Source organism: Mycobacterium sp. IEC1808, assembly GCF_002101935.1.
GTDB lineage: Bacteria > Actinomycetota > Actinomycetes > Mycobacteriales > Mycobacteriaceae > Mycobacterium.
Genome location: NZ_LQPV01000068.1, coordinates 221,517 through 238,020, shown reverse-complemented (window position 1 = coordinate 238,020; position 16,504 = coordinate 221,517). Strand labels below are relative to the sequence as shown.

The window sequence follows — 16,504 nt, the reverse complement described above, 5'->3', positions numbered from 1 at the left end:
GCGGCCCCAGCGCGGCTCGATTGGGATATCGAATTAGTCGATCCCGTAAATTCTGCGGCCGCTCCATATAGCTTCACCGGCGCCGAATCCCCACGGGTCGCTCTCGGCCATGCGCCGCAGCCGCTGCGCCATCCGGCGATCCTCCGCCGCGTACTCGCGGTGCCGAACCGCGCGTCCCCGCCACTCATCGGCGCGGCGACCATCGCGCCGGGCCGCCTCGTCATACGCGTTCGCGGTTCGCTCGTGACTGTCCGCCGAGATGTCCAGGCTGCTCGCCGCAGATCGCTGTGCCGCCCTGGCCAGCCGCCGCGCCTGCTCGGCCCGCCGGCCTGCGCGCAACGCGTCCTCGGCGCCCCATGCCTCGGGCCCAGATTGGGCCTGGAGTCCGTTGTCTACATTGACCATCATCCGGTCCTTTCTCGAGCGCAGGATTGCCCGGTTGTCGGGGCTGAAACCGGTCCGCGCCGACGAATCGGCGAAGGATGACTTGCGTTGCCCCCCATGGCTTAGCGCCACCGGTGGCCTGGCGCGGAATTCAATGGTTAGCCCCGGCGAATCCGGGTACTTAACCCGAGCGCAAGGGTTTGCGACGCATGCCTGCATGCCGTCACGACCACCTCGGTTGAAACACGCAGCTGGGCGCTTAACCGGTCCTGTGGGCAGCCACCTCAAGATCCCGCGAGCGGTGTCGTAGGAGTGGCCGTCCGAGCGTGTTTTCCTGCAGGAGTGAGGTGCCCCAATGGGCAGACGGCGGGCTTCCACCACGAGCGCCCCTTGGCGCGGAACATCGACACGATTTACGGGTTCAGGTTTCGCCCGCGTTCGCCATCACAACGCATTCAATCCCGGGTCGCTGAGGCCCGGCCGACCCCAGGAAGAGGAACTCAAATGATGTTGCTGGACAACGCCGGACGGCGCCGAGGCGGCGGCGGCGCCGGACAGGTGGCCGAGCGCGCGTTGTACGACGTCGCGCACGGTCGCTTCGAACGCTCCCTGTCGGGGCTGACGGCGATCGCGGCCCTCGTCACCACCGCGGAAATCTATTTCGAGCACTACAAGGCCAGCTTCGGCAACAAATGGATGTGGAGCCCGATCGTCGTCACTCCGCCGGTGGTCGTCGCCGGAATCGGCGGGGTGTTCTCGCGCCGCTGGGCCAAACTCTGGCTGCCGATCACCGCCGGCGTCTACACGGCCAACGGGCTGATGGGTGAATACCTGCACGCCCGCGGCGTCGCCCGCAAACCGGGCGGGTGGAAGAACGCGTCCTACAACGTGCCGATGGGCCCGCCGATCGCTGCGCCCGGGTTGATGTGCATGGTCGGCGGAATGGGCCTGCTGGCCTCGATCCTGCGCCGGGAACGCTTCCGGCGATAACGACGGATTGCGAGAGATTTTCAAAATGGCCGATACCTCTCTCCCCGACCACCTGCCCAACCTGCGCCCCGACCGCCAGCCGCCGCACCCGTCGTGGCTTCCGAAGCAACGCCGCGGCATCACGCCCCAAATGATCGGGCGCTACCCCGGTTTCGACGTTCTTCAGACCGCCGACACGTGGGACGACGCCACCCGCAAGGTGGTGCTGGCACGGCTGGAACCGCCCGGTCCCCTGCGGTTTTTCACCGCCGAGCAGGAACCCTGCCTGCGCGCGTTTTGTGACACCGTGCTGGCGCAGGACTGTGAGCCGCGAGTGCCGGTGGCCGAGTCGGTCGACTCCAAGCTCGCCGACGGACGCCTCGACGGCTACCAGTACGCCGACATGCCCGACGACCGCGACACCTGGCGACTGGTGCTGCGCGCGCTCGACGAGACGGCCGCCCGCCGCTATGGCAAGGCGTTCGCCGAAGCCGAGCCCGCCGCCCGCGAAGCGATCGTCGAGCAGTTCTCGCAGGGCGAGCTGGAGGGCGGGGCCTGGGACCGGCTGAACGTCAAGCGCGCCTGGTCGGTGTGCATGCGAATGACGCTGTCCGGCTTCTACTCCCATCCCTGGGCCTGGAACGAGATCGGCTTCGGCGGCCCGGCGTACCCGCGCGGGTTCATGCGTCTCGGCGGTGCTACCGGGCCGGCCGCGGCGCGCGAGCCGTTCGAGACCCGTGGCGCCACGGACGAGGATCCCGTGCGGGTCGTGCGAAGCGGTGAGCTGTGATGGGCGACTTGCTGCGCGGTGTGCTCAAAGGAGCGGTGGGGCCGAAGGACAACGACTCCCGCTTCCTGCTCGACGTCCATTCCCGCGACCTGCCCGGCGAGAAGACCATGTGCCGCTATCGCGACGACGACGAGGTCGATCTGGTGGTGGTCGGGGCCGGCGCGGGCGGCTCGGTGCTCGCGCAGCGGCTGGCCCGCGCTGGGTGGCGGGTGGTGATCCTCGAAGCCGGACCATTCTGGCATCCCGACGAGGACTGGGTCTCCGACGAGGCCGGCTCGCACGACCTGTACTGGACCCAGAAGCGCATTATCGGCGGCGCCCACCCGATTGAGTTGGGCAAGAACAACTCCGGGCGCGGGGTGGGCGGCTCGATGGTCCACTATGCCGGCTACTGTCCGCGCTTCCACCCCAGCGACTTCGCCACCCGCACCCTCGACGGGGTCGGGGCGGACTGGCCCATCGGCTACGAGGACATCCGCCCGCACTACGAGCGCGTCGAGCTCGAGTTGCCGGTGGCCGGCCAAAACTGGCCCTGGGGCTATCCCCATCGCTATTCCTTTGCCCCACATCCTATTTCGGGCGCGGCCGCCAAACTGTGGGAGGGCGCGCTGAAGCTCGGCATCGAGATGCGCGTCGGGCCCGTCGGCATCGTCAACGGTACCTTCGGCAATCGCCCGCACTGCATTTACCGCGGCTACTGCCTGCAGGGCTGCAAGGTCAACGCCAAGGCCAGCCCGTACGTCACGCACCTGCCGGACGCGCTGGCCCACGCCGTGGAGATCCGTGCCAACTGCATGGCCGCCCGCGTCGAACTCGACGAGAGCGGCGCCGCGCGCGGGGTGGTGTACTACGACGAGGCCGGCGGGACCGAACGCCTGCAACGCGCGAAAGCCGTTGCCGTCGCGGGCTATTCCATCGAAACGCCCCGGCTGCTGCTCAACTCCGTCAGCGCCCGGTTCCCGAATGGCTTGGGCAACAACGACGATCAGGTCGGGCGTTATGTCATGGTGCAGGGGGCGACGCAGTCGGCGGGCCGGTGGTCCGAGGAGGTCCGGATGTACAAGGCACCTCCCCCGGAGGTGTCGTCCGAACAGTACTACGAGACGGACCCCGCGCGCGGATTCGCCCGCGGCTTTTCCATTCAGACCGTGTCCCCCATGCCCATCGGCTGGGCCGAGCACGTGATGGCCGGCGGGCACTGGGGCCGCGCGCTGCGCGAGTACATGCGCGATTACAACCACTGGGCCACCATCGGGGTGCTCAACGAGCTGTTGCCGCGGCCGGACAACCGGGTCACCCTCGCGGACGAGACGGACCTGTACGGCATCCCGGTGGCCCGGTTCGACTACAGCCTGTGCGACAACGACAAGGCCAACATGGCCTACTCCACCAAGGTGATCGGTGACATCCTCGATGCTGCCGACGCCCAGGACAAGCTCACCATCGAACGGTTCGCCCACCTGATCGGCGGCGCCCGCATGGGGACCAGCCCGGAGAATTCGGTCGTCGACTCCGATCACCGCGTGTGGGGCGTGCCGAACCTGTTCCTCGCCGACGGTTCGGTCTGCCCGACGCAGGGCTCGGCGAACCCGGCGCTGACCATCATGGCGTTGGCCTCGCGGCTGGCCGAGCGGATGGCGGGGGGCAAGATTCCCTCCGGCGCGGCCGGCGCCGTCGGTGGGCGCTCGAAGGTGGCGGCGCGTGGCTGAGCAGACGATCGACGTCGACGCGGCCTACGCGCCGCGGGTGCTGCGCGAGTATGCGCTGCTGGCGGACGGCGAGCGCGGCGCGTTGATCGGCCCGCAGGGCGACGTGGCGTGGATGTGTGCGCCGCGGTGGGATTCCGAGGCCGTGTTCTCCAATCTGATTGGCGGCGACGGGGTTTACGCGGTAACCCCGACGGACGTGCGGAACGTGTGGGGCGGCTATTACGAGCCGGGCACCCTGATTTGGCGCAGCCGGTGGACCACCCGCGACGGGATCGTCGAGTGCCGCGAGGCGCTGGCCTTCCCCGGCGATCCTGAGCAGGTGGTGCTGCTGCGGCGGGTGACGGGCTGCCGCGGGAAGTCGCGGGTGCGGGTGCTGCTGGCGCCGAGCGCCGGGTTCGGCCGTCACGGACCCGGCCAGGCCAGCCTTGACGACGGGATTTGGAGCGGCCGGTCCGGGCGGTTGCGGTGGCGGTGGTCGGGCGGCTCGGACGCGCACCCCGTCAAATCGGCCCGCGGCCGCGGCGATCCGTTGATGTGTGAGATCACCATCGACGAGGGCGCCCATCACGACCTGGTGCTGGAGCTGTCCGAACGCGCGCTGCCCGACCGTCCACCCGACCCCGACATCGCCTGGGACGCAACCGAAGCCGCCTGGGGCCGTAGCGTGCCCGAGCTGGACGGCACCATCGCGCCACGCGACGCGCGTCATTCCTACGCGGTGCTGCGCGGGCTGACCAGCAGCGGCGGCGGCATGGTCGCGGCCGCCACCATGAGCCTGCCGGAACGCGCGCACACCAACCAGAACTACGACTACCGCTACGCCTGGATCCGCGACCAGGTATACGCCGGCCTGGCCGCGGGCGCCGTCGGCGCGCCCGAGCTGTTCGACCAGGCGGTGGAGTTCGTCGGCGCCCGGCTGCTCCAGGACGGCCCGCACCTCAAACCCGCCTACACGGTCACGGGTGGTTCGGTGCCGAGCGAAGAGGCCCTCGACCTGCCGGGCTACCCGGGCGGCACGGACAAGGTCGGCAACCGGGTCAACCAGCAATTCCAGCTCGACGTCTTCGGCGAGGCGCTGCAGCTGTTGGCCATGGCCGCCAGGGCCGACCGGCTCGATGCCGAGGGGTGGCGCGCCGCGCAGGCCGCCATCGACGGGATCGAAAAGCGTTGGCGCGAACCGGATGCCGGCGTCTGGGAAATCGACGACGAGCTGTGGACGCAGTCCCGCCTGGCCTGCGTGGCCGGGCTACGCGCCATCGCGAAGGTGGCCGGGGCGGGTCCCGAGCTCGCCGCCTCCGCGTCGCTGGCCGACGCGATCCTGGCCGACACCGCGTCGTCCAGCGTGCACCCGCACGGCTACTGGCAGCGCAGCCCGCGGCTCGCCGGGGTCGACGCGTCGCTGCTCTTGCCGCCGGTGCGCGGTGCGGTGCCCGCGGACGATCCCCGCACCCGGGCGACGCTCGACGCCGTTCGCCGGGAACTCGCGCGCGACGGCTACGTCTACCGCTTTCGGCACGACGAACGTGACCTCGGCGATGCCGAGGGGGCGTTCCTGCTGTGCGGATTCATGATGGCGCTGGCCGAAGACCAACTGGGCCATGCGGATTGCGCGATGCGCTGGTTCGAACGCAACCGCGCCGCCTGCGGCCCGCCCGGGCTGCTGTGCGAGGAATACGACGTCAGGCAGCGCCAGCTGCGCGGCAACCTGCCGCAAGCGTTCGCGCACGCCTTGCTGCTGGAATGCACGGCCACCCTCGCCGAAGAGACCGTGCACCAGGACTGAACGAAAGGAGATTCGGCCGATGACACCGACTTCAAAGACGATTGTGATCACTGGGGCCAGCGCCGGCATCGGCCGCGCGACCGCGCAGCTGTTCGGGCGCCGCGGCGCCAATGTCGCCCTGCTCGCGCGCGGCGCCGCCGGTTTGGAGGGCGCGGCGCGCGACGTCGAGGCCGGCGGAGGAAAGGCGCTGGCAATCCCGACGGATGTGGCCGACTATTCGGCCGTCGCGGCCGCCGCCGACGAGGTCGAATTGACGTTCGGCCCCATCGACACCTGGATCAACGTCGCGTTCACATCCGTGTTCGCGCCGCTCCACGAGATCACGCCGCAGGAGTTCAAACGTGTGACCGAGGTGACCTACCTCGGCTACGTGCACGGCACCATGGCGGCGCTTGCGAAGATGCGGCCGCGTGACCGCGGCACCATCGTGCAGGTCGGGTCCGCGCTGAGCGAGCGGTCCATCCCCCTGCAGTCGGCCTACTGCGGCGCCAAGCACGCCACCAACGGCTTCACCGAATCGGTGCGCTGCGAGCTGCTGCACGAGGGCTCGAACGTGCGGATCACCGTCGTGCAGATGCCCGCGGTCAACACGCCGCAGTTCTCCTGGGTGTTGTCCCGCCTGCCCCGGCATCCGCAACCGGTGCCGCCGATCTACCAGCCGGAGGTCGCCGCGCGCGGCGTCGCCTACGCCGCGGATCATCCAGGGCGCAAACAGTATTGGGTCGGCGACAGCACCGCGGTCACCCTGCTGGCCCAGAAGTTCGTCGCGCCCCTGCTGGATCGCTACCTCGGTCGCACCGGATACGACTCGCAGCAGACCGACGAACGCGTGAACGGAGGACGGCCGCACAACCTGTGGGAGCCCGTCGATGGCGAGTCCGGGAGCGACCACGGCGCCCACGGCGAGTTCGACGACAAGGCCCACGCCCACAGCCCGCAGGTGTGGTTGTCCCAACATCCGCTCGTCGGGGGCACCGGCGCGCTGGGACTCGGGCTGGGTGCACTGCTGGCGCTGCGGCGGGCGCGATGACGGCCTGGGCGCGAATCGTTTACGGCTTGGTGCTCCTCGCCGCGCCGAGTTCGCTGCTGCGGCGGGCGTCCGGCAAGCCGGCGACCAGTCGGGAGCGCGCGGTGACCCGCATCCTGGGGGCGCGGCTGCTGACGCAGGCGGCGGCGACCGATATCAGGCCCGACGCGGTGAGCGTGGCGCTGGGTGCCGAGGTCGACCTGGTGCACGCGATCACCATGCTCGGCTGGGCGGCCGTGGACCGCGGCGCCCGGCGGCTGACGCTGCTGAGCGCCGCGACCGCCGGCCTGTTCGCCGTCGCCGGCGCCGCCCAGGCCCGGCGGACGCCGGCGGTGGCGGACGCGCCGACCGGCGACGTGCTGGCCACGCTCGTCCGGCTGCGCCACCGGATCGCCGAAGCCGTCGCCCGATACACCCTGCCGGGCGACGTTCGAGCCGCCCTCAAGACGTAGGAGGACCGCATGCTGGACGCGTGCATCGACGAGGTCACCGCGCAGGCCTACGAAATTCCCACCGACGCACCGGAGGCCGACGGCACCTTCGCCTGGTCGTCGACCACGCTGATCCTGGCCGAGGTGGTCGGGGGCGGCCGGCGCGGGCTCGGCTACACGTACGCCGCCGGCGCGTGCCGCGAGCTGATCACCGGGCCGCTCGCCAGCGCGGTCAAGGGACACAGCGCCCTCGATGTCAACGACGCCTGGGAGTCCATGGTCAGGGCGGTCCGCAACAGCGGGCGCCCGGGCCTGGTGTCCTGCGCGATCTCGGCGGTCGACACCGCGCTGTGGGACCTCAAGGGCAAGCTGGTCGATCTGCCGGTGTGCCGGCTGCTCGGCGTCGCGCACCCCGAGGTGCCGATCTACGGTAGCGGCGGCTTCACCACCTACGCCGACACCGCGACCCGCGCCCAGCTCGAACGCTGGGTCGACAACTGGAAAATCCCCCGCGTGAAGATCAAGATCGGGGAGTCGTCGGGTTCCGACGAGCGCCGCGACCTGGACCGAATCGCGTTCGCGCGCAAGGTGATCGGGCCCGACGTCGAACTGTATGTCGACGCCAATGGCGGCTACCGGCGCAAGCAGGCGATCCGGGTCGCGCACGCCATGGCCGAGCACGATGTCACCTGGTTCGAGGAACCCGTCTCCTCCGACGACCTCGCCGGGCTTCGCGAGGTGCGCGACCAGGTGACGCCGGACGTCACCGCCGGCGAATACGGCTACGACCTCACGTATTTCCGCCGGATGCTGGCGGCCGACGCGGTCGACTGCCTGCAAATCGACGTCACCCGCTGCGGCGGCATCACCGACTTCCAGCGTGCCGCGGCCGTCGCCGCCGCCTACCACGTCGACGTGTCGGGACACTGCGCACCCAACCTGCACGCCCACGTCGCCGCCGCGATTCCCAACCTGCGGCACCTGGAGTACTTCCACGACCACCACCGCATCGAGCACATGTTGTTCGACGGCGCCCTGTCCCCCGACGGCGGGTCCTTGCGGCCCGATCAGCACCGGCCCGGACTCGGGCTGGAATTCAAGCACGCCGACGCCGAGCAGTACCGGGTGAGTTGATCGACGGGTTGGGGCACCCCCGGTGTGCTTGAACGTGCCCGAAAACGGGCATTGATAAGGCAAAAACGGCAAGCATTCCGGGAGAGACAGGCGATGACTGTGAACGAGGATGACACCGGTCAACGTCGCAATGGGCGAGCCGGCGGCTCGCCGCCGGAGGCGGTGATGTCCGGGGTGGTGCAGGAGCACGAGCTGGGCGCGCTCGATCTGGTGCTGGGCCTGGGCGAGCCGCAGCGGGTCGGCAGGTTCCGGTTCTTCCTGGACGGCCAGCGTTGGGAATGGTCGGACACCGTCGCGCGCATGCACGGCTACGAGCCGGGACAGGTCGAGCCCACCACCGAGCTGTTGCTGCAGCACAAGCACCCCGAGGACCGCGAGCGCGTCGCCGCCGTGCTGGACCGCGTGATCAGCGGCAAGCCGTTCAGCAGCAGGCACCGCATCATCGACACCGCCGGGCACACCCGCTGCGTCGTCGTGGCGGGCGACCGGATGCTCGACGACACCGGCGCCCTGATCGGCACATCGGGGTTCTACGTCGACGTCACCGACTCGTTGCACTCCGACATCACCAACGTCCTGGAGGCGGTGGCCGACGCGCGCGCCCGGATCGAGCAGGCCAAGGGCGTGCTGATGAGCGCCTACGGCATCTCCGCGGAGCGGGCCTTCGACATCCTGGCCTGGCGTTCCCAGGAAACCAACCTCAAGGTCCGCGACCTCGCCGCCCGCTTCCTGGAGGCCGTCGCCGGCAAGGCGTCACCCGACACCCGGACCCACATCGACCACGCGCTGCTAACCCTCGAATAATTGCCGGGTGGCGCACCTACTGGGAGCCGAGGGCATACGCCTGGAATATCCGACTCAGGTCGTGTTCGAGTCGGTGACGCTGGGCGTCAACGACGGCGCGCGCATCGGCATCGTCGGACGAAACGGCGACGGCAAGTCCAGCCTGCTGGGCCTTCTGACCGGCCGGCTGCGGCCCGACGCCGGGCGGGTCACCCGCCGCAGCGGGCTACGGGTCGGCGAGCTGAGCCAAGCCGACACCCTGGACGATGACCGCACGGTGGGCTGGACGTTGGTCGGCGAGCAACCGGAGCATCAGTGGGCCGGCGACGCCCGGGTGCGCGACGTGGTCGGCGGGCTGGTGTCCGATATCGCCTGGGACGCAACGGTTTCCACGCTCAGCGGCGGGCAACGACGGCGGGTGCAGCTGGCGCGGCTGCTGATCGGTGAATGGGATGTGATCGCCCTCGACGAGCCCACCAACCACCTGGACATCGAGGGCATCACCTGGCTGGCCGCCCATCTGCAAGAGCGCTGGGCGCGCAACACCGGCGGGCTGCTGGTGGTCACCCACGACCGCTGGTTTCTCGACGAAGTCGCCACCGCGACGTGGGAGGTGCACGACGGGATCGTCGAGCCGTTCGAGGGGGGCTACGCCGCCTATGTGCTGCAGCGCGTCGAACGCGACCGGCTGGCCGCCGCTGCCGAGGCCAAGCGGCAGAACCTGATGCGCAAGGAGCTTGCGTGGTTGCGGCGGGGCCCGCCGGCGCGGACGAGCAAGCCCAAGTTCCGCATCGAGGCCGCCAACCAGCTGATCGCCGACGTGCCGCCGCTGCGCAACACCGTCGAGCTGGCCAAGCTGGCGACCGCGCGGCTGGGCAAGGTCGTCGTCGATCTGCTCGACGTGTCGGTGGCGTATGCGGGGCGGCCGGTGCTGCGCGACGTCGAATGGCGGATCGCGCCCGGCGAGCGCACCGGCATCGTCGGGGCCAACGGCGCCGGGAAGTCGACGCTGCTGGGATTGATCGCCGGCACGGTGTCACCGGACAGCGGGCGCGTCAAGCGCGGCAAGACCGTGCGGCTCGCCGTGCTCGATCAGCGGGGCGAAGAGCTGGACGCGCTGGCCGCCGACCGGATCGCCGATGTGCTGGGCGGCCTGCGCGGCGGCTACGAGGTGGAGGGCAGGGAGGTCACCCCGGCCCAGCTGCTGGAGCGGCTCGGCTTCGGCCGCGGGCAGCTGTCCGCGCGCGTCGGCGACCTGTCCGGCGGCCAGCGACGGCGGCTGCAGCTGATGCTGACGCTGCTGTCCGAACCGAACGTGTTGCTGCTCGACGAGCCCACCAACGACGTCGACACCGACATGCTCACCGCGGTCGAGGATCTGCTCGACTCCTGGCCGGGCACCCTGATCGTCGTGTCGCACGACCGGTACCTGCTCGAGCGGGTCACCGATCAGCAGTACGCGATCCTCGACGGCCGGCTGCGACATCTGCCCGGCGGCATCGACGAGTATCTGCGGCTTTCGGCGCGCCGGCCGGCTGCGGCTTCGACCTCGGCTGCGCCGGCTTCCGTTTCGGGGATGTCGGGCGCGGAGCGCCGCACCGCCGAGAAGGAGCTGGCCGCGGCGGACCGTCAGCTCGCGCGCCTCGCCGAGCGGATCGCGGCCAAGCATCACGAGCTCGCCGAGCACGACCAGTCCGATCACGTCGGCCTGGCGCGGCTGACGCGCGAATTGCGCGGCCTGGAAGGCGAGGTCGCCGCGACGGAGAGCCGCTGGCTGGAGCTATCGGAGCTACTCGAATAATCGGGTCATGGCTGCAGTCGGGCTCGAGACCTATCGGCCGGTGCGGTACCCGCCCGGCGAGGCGTTGCTGGCGCTGTACCGGTGGCGGGGTCCGGTGATCAATTCCGGCGTCGGTCGCCACGGCTACACCTACCTGCTTGGCCCCGAGGCAAACAAGTTCGTGTTTGCCAACGCCGACGCGTTCAGCTGGCGGGAGACGTTTGACAACCTCGCCATCGTCGACGGGCCCACCGCGTTGATCGTCAGCGACGGCGACGACCACCGGCGCCGGCGCAGCGTCGTCGCGCCCGGTCTGCGGCACCGGCAGATCCAGGACTACGTGCAGACCATGGTCGCCAACGTCGACGCCGTCATCGACGAATGGCGGCCCGGGCAGCAGCTGGACATCTATCGCCAGTGCCGCTCGGCGGTGCGGCGGAGCACCGCCGAAAGCCTGTTCGGCCAGCGCATGGCCGTGCACTCCGACTTTCTCGGCGAACAACTTCAGCCCCTGCTGGACCTGACGCACATGCTTCCGCAGGCGGTGGCTTTGCAGCGACGGTTCCGGTCGCCGGGCTGGCGGCGGGCGGAGGCGGCGCGGAAACGCATCGACGACCTCGTCGACGCCCAGATCGCCGCCGCCCGTGCGAATCCCAGGCCCGACGACCACATGCTGACGATGCTGATCAACGGACGCGGCGACGAGGGCTACGCGTTGAGCGACGACGAGATCCGGGATGCGGTGATTTCGTTGATCACCGCCGGCTACGAGACGACCAGCGGCGCGTTGGCCTGGGCCATCTATTCGCTGCTGTCGCTGCCGGGCGCGTGGGACACGGCCGTTGACGAGGTGCGCCGGGTGCTCGGCGACCGGCCTCCCGCGGCCGCCGACCTCGACGCGCTGGTCTACCTCGACGGCGTCGTGCATGAGACGCTGCGGCTGTACCCGCCCGGGGTCATCTCGGCGCGCAAGGTGATGCGCGACCTCACGTTCGACGGGCATCGCATCCCGGCGGGCCGGTTGCTGATCTTCAGCCCGTACGTCACCCATCGCCTGCCCGAACTATGGCCGCAGCCAACGGAATTCCGGCCCTCGCGCTGGGACGCCGGCGCACCGGGCTACCGCAAACCGGCTCCGCACGAATTCATTCCGTTCAGCGGGGGCCTGCACCGGTGCATCGGCGCGGTCATGGCCACCACCGAGATGACCGTCATGCTCGCCCGCCTCGTGGCCCGGACCACGCTGCGGCTGCCCCCGCAGCGCCTCCGCGCCCACAACCTGGCGGCGCTGTCGCCCAAGCCGGGACTTAGCGTCGAGGTGGTTGATCTTCGTGGCGATCGCGAGCGCGGCGTAGCCGGACGAAGCGGGTCGCCACCATCGACCTAGTGCCAGCGCAGTAGCACCAGCTCCGAGCAGAAGCCGGGACCCATCGCGAGCATCAGCCCGGGGCTACCACTGGGCGGCGGCTTGGCAATGGTGTCGCGCAAGATGTGCAGCACGGAGGCCGACGAGAGGTTGGCGATTTCGCCAAGCGAGCGCCACGTCAGCTCGAGCGCGTCGGGGGTGAGGTCCAGCGCCCGGGAGATGGCGTCGATCACCTTGGGGCCACCCGGGTGGCTGACCCATGCGCCGATGTCGTCCCTGCCGAGCCCGTGGGTGGCGAGGAAGCCGTTGACGTCGTCGGCCAGGTAGCGATCGATCAACGTCGTCAGGTCCGGCGACAGCACGAGTTGAAGCCCCGAGGAGCTGACGTTCCAGCCCATGATCTGCAGCGAGTCGGGGTAGAGGCGGCTGCGCGAATCGAGGATGTCGGGCCCGCTCGCGCGAACCTGGTCGGCGCGACGATCGCCGACCGCCACCACCGCGGCCGCGCCGTCACCGAACAGCGCGCTCCCCACCAGCCCGGAGACCGTCGGTTTGACGGCCGGATAGGTGAGCGAACACAGCTCGACCGAAACCAGAACCGCGACACCGTCGGGGGCGCCACGCAGGTAGTCGTCCAGCCGGGCCACCCCCGCGGCCCCGGCCACGCAACCCAACCCGAACAGCGGCACCCGGCGCACGTCGGGACGCAGGCCGAGCCGCCCGGCGATGCGGGCGTCCAGCGACGGCACCGCGATCCCGGTGACCGTGGTGGTCGCGATCATGTCGATGTCTTTCGGCTCCAGGCCGGCCTCGTCGAGTGCGCCCGACAGCGCCTCGCAGCCAAGGTCGACGGCGGCGTCGATGAAGATCGCGTTGGCCTCCCCGAAGTCGGTCAGCGCGGGGTAGCGCTCCAACGGCAGGATGAAGTGGCGGCTGTTGACCCGCGCCGCGGCGTGCAGGCGCCGCACGATCTCCTCGTGTTCCTTCAGCCCGGGAAACTCGACGAATTGGTCGGTGATCTCGCTCTGGCTATACCGATGCGGTGGCAGCGCACCGAACACGCCCGCAATAACGCTCATGCGCCCACCTTTTTGGTTATGGGCGGACGAAAGCGAAGACTTTCACCCGAGGCTGTGAACCACTCCGTAACGTGCGCAGTTTAAGAGTTTTCGCGCCGCATCGCAATCCAGTTGATATTCAACGTATGTCAAATTAAGGTGGGCACGCGGCGCGTAATCAATTCCGCCAGTGGCAGTTTGACTATTGAACGTCTTCGCCTTCTGCCGCGTCAAGGGCAAGCGCAATTAGCGCGTCAGGGCTCAAGGAGTCGATGGCTTCCTCGGTGACCGTTGAATCGTCCAGCGACTTCTCCGGGTCGCCGGCCAACAGTAATAACTTGTCGAGCAATCCGGTTCTTCGAAGTTCCTGAATCGGAATCTTTCTCAGCACCGACCAGACCTTTTCTTCGTCGGACTCTTCGGATTCGCCGCTCAGCAGTTGTTGGCCGAGATGATCGGCCAGCGTCGCGGGGTTGGGATAGTCGAAGATGAGCGTGCGCGACAAGGCCAGTCCGGTATCGGCTTTGAGCCGGTTGCGCAATTCCACCCCGGTCAGGGAGTCGAACCCGAGATCTTGGAAGGCGCGCTCCGGGTCGACGGCGTGGCCGTCCGGATGTCCCAACACCGCCGCGGCGTGGGCGCACACCAGCTCGGTCAGGCGGCGGCGCCGCTCGCGGGGCGGCAGTTGGCGTAGGCGCTCGGCCGTCTCGTGCGGAGCGTCCGGTGCCGGCGCATCTGTCCCGCTACCCAGCCAAAACCTCTGGCGCACAAAGCCATACGTCGGCAACTCGACCCGCCGGCCAGGCCGCAGGACCGCGCTCCAGTCGACCGCCACGCCGGTGGTGAACAACCGAGCGGCCGCCATGAGCAGCGACTCCACCTCCGGACGATCCTTGGCCAGCGTGACCGTCGCGACGGGACGCTCGGTCGCCAGGGATTGCTCCGCCGCGGCGCTGAGCCCGCCGCCGGGACCGACTTCGACGAACACGCCGGCCCCGAACGACTCGGCGGCCCGCACTCCGTCGGCGAAGCGCACCGGACGGCGCACGTGCTCGGCCCAGTAGCGCGCGGATCCGTAGCCGGGTCCGGCAAGCTGACCGGACACGTTGGACACCAACGGTATTCGAAGCTCTTCTGGCGAGATGTCGGACACCGCGGCTTCGAAGGTTTCGATCATGGGTTCCATCAGCGGCGAGTGGAACGCGTGCGAGACGGCCAACCGATGGAAGCGCCTGCCCCGGTCCGCCAGGGTTTGGATGATGGCGCCGACGGCGGCTTCCGACCCGGAGATGACCACCGCCTCCGGGCCGTTGATCGCCGCGATGGCCACGCCGTCGGTGAGCAGCGGCGCCACCTCGCCCTCGCCGGCGCCGACCGCGACCATCGCGCCGCCGGCAGGCAACCCCGCCATCAACCGGCCCCGCGCAGCGACCACCTTGGCGGCGTCGGACAGCGACAGCACCCCCGCGACATGGGCGGCGGTGATCTCGCCCACCGAATGCCCCATCACCACGTCGGGGACCACCCCCCAGTGCCGCAGCAGCGCCGCCAGCCCCACCTGGACGGCGAACAACGCCTGCTGCGCAAACTCGGTGTTATCCAACAGGTTTGAGTCGCTCCCCCACATCACGCCGCGCAGCCGGTCGTCCAGCGCGGCGGCGGCCTCGTCGAAAGCCTCCGCGAACACCGGGAAGCGGCCGTACAGCTCGGCCCCCATCCCCAGCGACTGCGCGCCCTGCCCCGGGAAGACGAACGCCGTCGTGCCCGGCGCGTGCGCCCGGCCGACGACGGCGTCGGTACGCGGCTCGCCGTGCGCCAAACCGGCCAGCGCCTCGGCCAGGGTCCCGCGATCGGTGCCCACCAGCGCCGCGCGATGCTCGAAAACCGAGCGCGTCGTCGCCAACGACCACGCCACGTCGTTCGCGTCCGGCCCCGGGTCGGCGGCCACACGCGCGTGCAGCCGCGCGGCCTGATTGGCCAATGCGCGCTGCGAGCGGCCGGACAGCACCCACACGGTCGGCCCGTTCTCGCGTTCGGTCACGGGCGTTTCCGGGCGCGCGGGCGCCTGCTCGACGATCACGTGGGCGTTGGTGCCGCCCATGCCGAACGACGACACCCCCGCCCGTCGCGGGCCCTCCCCCGCCGGCCAGGGAGTCAGTTCGGTGCTGACGCGCAGCCTGAGGCTCTCCAGATCCATTGTCGGAGCGGCATAGTTGAGGCTCGCGGGAATGGCACCATTCTCGATCGACAGCACGGCCTTGAGCAAACCCGCGATGCCCGCGGCGCCGCCCGCATGGCCGATGTTGGTCTTCACCGACCCCACGGTCAGCGGGCGCTGTCGGAGCCTGCCGATCGCCTCCCCCAGCGCGTTCGCCTCCACCGGGTCGCCCACCGGGGTGCCGGTGCCGTGCGCCTCGACATACTCCAACTCGCCCGGTTGGAGGCCCGCGTCGCCCAGGGCACGGCGGATGACGTCGGCCTGTCCCGCGACCGAGGGCGCGGTCTGCCCGGCGGCGGTGTGCCCGGCGTTGCCGACAGCGCTGCCGCGGATGACCGCGCGGATGCGGTCTCCGTCCTCGAGGGCGGCGCGCAACGGCTTCAGCAGCACCAGCCCACCGCCCTCGCTGCGCACGTAGCCGTCGGCGCGGCCATCGAAGGCATAGGTGTGGCCCGCTTCCGACAGCGCTCCGAATTCCCGTTCCAGCAGGGATGTCTCGCTCGCGAGGTTGAGGTGGACACCGCCCGCGATCGCCAGCTTGGATTCGCCCGAGCGCAGGCTTTCCGCCGCGGCGTGGACGGACACCAACGACGATGACTGGCCGGCATCGATCGTCATGCTCGGGCCGTAGAGGCCCAAGGCGTAGGAGATCCTGTTCGCGATCATCGCCCGGCTGATTCCGGCGAAGGAGTGATGGTCAACATGTTCCGCGCTGTCGAGCGTCAGCACCGCGTAGTCGTCGCTCATCGCACCGAGGTAGACGGCGACCTGTTCTCCCCGCAGGCCTTCCGGCACCAGGAACGCGTCCTCGAGAAGCTCCCAGGCAAGCTCCAGCGCCAGCCGCTGGCGGGGATCCATCGCGCCGGCCTCGCGCGGCGAAACGTTGAAGAAGTCCGCGTCGAACTCGGCGACGTTGTCCAGCAGCCCTTCTCGGCGGGTCTTCCCCTCGGCGACACGGGTGACTTCTTTTCCGTCGCGAAGCACGCGCCAGAATTCGGCGGGGTTGGCGGCGCCCGGGAACCTGCAGGCGATCCCGATGATCGCTACGTCTGCCGGGCGCACGCCGTCCTCC

13 protein-coding genes are annotated in these 16,504 nt (G+C 69.9%); 10 read left to right on the top strand and 3 right to left on the bottom strand.

Annotation, left to right across the window (positions count from 1 at the left end; all coding sequences use genetic code 11):
- Positions 1-33 precede the first annotated feature (33 nt).
- A complete protein-coding gene (locus tag AWB92_RS27290; RefSeq protein WP_142282335.1) occupies positions 34-405 on the bottom strand; it encodes a hypothetical protein in 372 nt (123 codons plus the stop codon).
- 483 nt (positions 406-888) lie between these two features.
- Here AWB92_RS27290 and AWB92_RS27285 point away from each other — a divergent pair, with 483 nt between their 5' ends.
- From AWB92_RS27285 to AWB92_RS27240, 10 genes are all read left to right on the top strand, one after another.
- Entirely contained in the window at positions 889-1,374 is a 486-nt protein-coding gene (locus AWB92_RS27285; protein WP_085191227.1) for a hypothetical protein, read from the top strand.
- A 25-nt stretch (positions 1,375-1,399) separates the two neighbouring features.
- The gene (locus AWB92_RS27280) at positions 1,400-2,143 is read left to right on the top strand and encodes a gluconate 2-dehydrogenase subunit 3 family protein (protein WP_085191225.1); all 744 of its coding nucleotides are present in this window, start codon (positions 1,400-1,402) and stop codon (positions 2,141-2,143) included.
- Positions 2,143-3,852, top strand: coding sequence for a GMC family oxidoreductase (locus AWB92_RS27275; protein ID WP_085191223.1), 1,710 nt, complete (start codon positions 2,143-2,145; stop codon positions 3,850-3,852). The genes AWB92_RS27280 and AWB92_RS27275 overlap by 1 nt, the downstream gene beginning before the upstream one ends.
- A complete protein-coding gene (locus AWB92_RS27270) occupies positions 3,845-5,635 on the top strand; it encodes a glycoside hydrolase family 15 protein (RefSeq protein WP_085191220.1) in 1,791 nt (596 codons plus the stop codon). The genes AWB92_RS27275 and AWB92_RS27270 overlap by 8 nt, the downstream gene beginning before the upstream one ends.
- Before the next feature lie 19 nt (positions 5,636-5,654).
- On the top strand, positions 5,655-6,665 hold the full coding sequence (locus tag AWB92_RS27265; protein WP_173817500.1) for an SDR family oxidoreductase: 1,011 nt from the start codon (positions 5,655-5,657) through the stop codon (positions 6,663-6,665).
- On the top strand, positions 6,662-7,114 hold the full coding sequence (locus tag AWB92_RS27260; RefSeq protein WP_085191218.1) for a hypothetical protein: 453 nt from the start codon (positions 6,662-6,664) through the stop codon (positions 7,112-7,114). The genes AWB92_RS27265 and AWB92_RS27260 overlap by 4 nt, the downstream gene beginning before the upstream one ends.
- Before the next feature lie 9 nt (positions 7,115-7,123).
- Positions 7,124-8,227 carry an enolase C-terminal domain-like protein gene (locus AWB92_RS27255; protein ID WP_085191216.1) on the top strand — a complete coding sequence of 368 codons (1,104 nt, stop codon included), beginning with the start codon at positions 7,124-7,126 and terminating at the stop codon, positions 8,225-8,227.
- A gap of 165 nt (positions 8,228-8,392) precedes the next feature.
- Complete coding sequence (locus AWB92_RS27250) at positions 8,393-9,031, top strand: PAS and ANTAR domain-containing protein (RefSeq protein WP_241523623.1); 639 nt, start codon at positions 8,393-8,395, stop codon at positions 9,029-9,031.
- Between the two features lie 7 nt (positions 9,032-9,038).
- Positions 9,039-10,811, top strand: coding sequence for an ABC-F family ATP-binding cassette domain-containing protein (locus tag AWB92_RS27245; RefSeq protein WP_085191212.1), 1,773 nt, complete (start codon positions 9,039-9,041; stop codon positions 10,809-10,811).
- 40 nt (positions 10,812-10,851) lie between these two features.
- Positions 10,852-12,177, top strand: a complete 1,326-nt coding sequence (locus tag AWB92_RS27240; RefSeq protein WP_085191421.1) for a cytochrome P450 — start codon at positions 10,852-10,854, stop codon at positions 12,175-12,177.
- Here the strand turns inward: AWB92_RS27240 and AWB92_RS27235 are convergent.
- Positions 12,174-13,235 (bottom strand): type III polyketide synthase, encoded by a 1,062-nt coding sequence (locus AWB92_RS27235; protein WP_085191209.1) that lies wholly within the window; start codon positions 13,233-13,235, stop codon positions 12,174-12,176. The two genes, AWB92_RS27240 and AWB92_RS27235, sit on opposite strands and share 4 nt — an antisense overlap.
- A 181-nt stretch (positions 13,236-13,416) precedes the next feature.
- A complete protein-coding gene (locus tag AWB92_RS27230; protein WP_142282334.1) occupies positions 13,417-16,494 on the bottom strand; it encodes a type I polyketide synthase in 3,078 nt (1,025 codons plus the stop codon).
- Between the last annotated feature and the right edge of the window lie 10 nt (positions 16,495-16,504).

Bases quoted from the DNA above. Each gene is read 5' to 3' on its own strand.
- AWB92_RS27235 (WP_085191209.1), bottom strand. From the start codon at position 13,235: ATGAGCGTTATTGCGGGCGTGTTCGGTGCGCTGCCACCGCATCGGTAT.
- AWB92_RS27285 (WP_085191227.1), top strand. From the start codon at position 889: ATGATGTTGCTGGACAACGCCGGACGGCGCCGAGGCGGCGGCGGCGCC.
- AWB92_RS27290 (WP_142282335.1), bottom strand. From the start codon at position 405: ATGGTCAATGTAGACAACGGACTCCAGGCCCAATCTGGGCCCGAGGCA.
- AWB92_RS27255 (WP_085191216.1), top strand. From the start codon at position 7,124: ATGCTGGACGCGTGCATCGACGAGGTCACCGCGCAGGCCTACGAAATT.
- AWB92_RS27260 (WP_085191218.1), top strand. From the start codon at position 6,662: ATGACGGCCTGGGCGCGAATCGTTTACGGCTTGGTGCTCCTCGCCGCG.
- AWB92_RS27250 (WP_241523623.1), top strand. From the start codon at position 8,393: ATGTCCGGGGTGGTGCAGGAGCACGAGCTGGGCGCGCTCGATCTGGTG.
- AWB92_RS27280 (WP_085191225.1), top strand. From the start codon at position 1,400: ATGGCCGATACCTCTCTCCCCGACCACCTGCCCAACCTGCGCCCCGAC.
- AWB92_RS27265 (WP_173817500.1), top strand. From the start codon at position 5,655: ATGACACCGACTTCAAAGACGATTGTGATCACTGGGGCCAGCGCCGGC.
- AWB92_RS27275 (WP_085191223.1), top strand. From the start codon at position 2,143: ATGGGCGACTTGCTGCGCGGTGTGCTCAAAGGAGCGGTGGGGCCGAAG.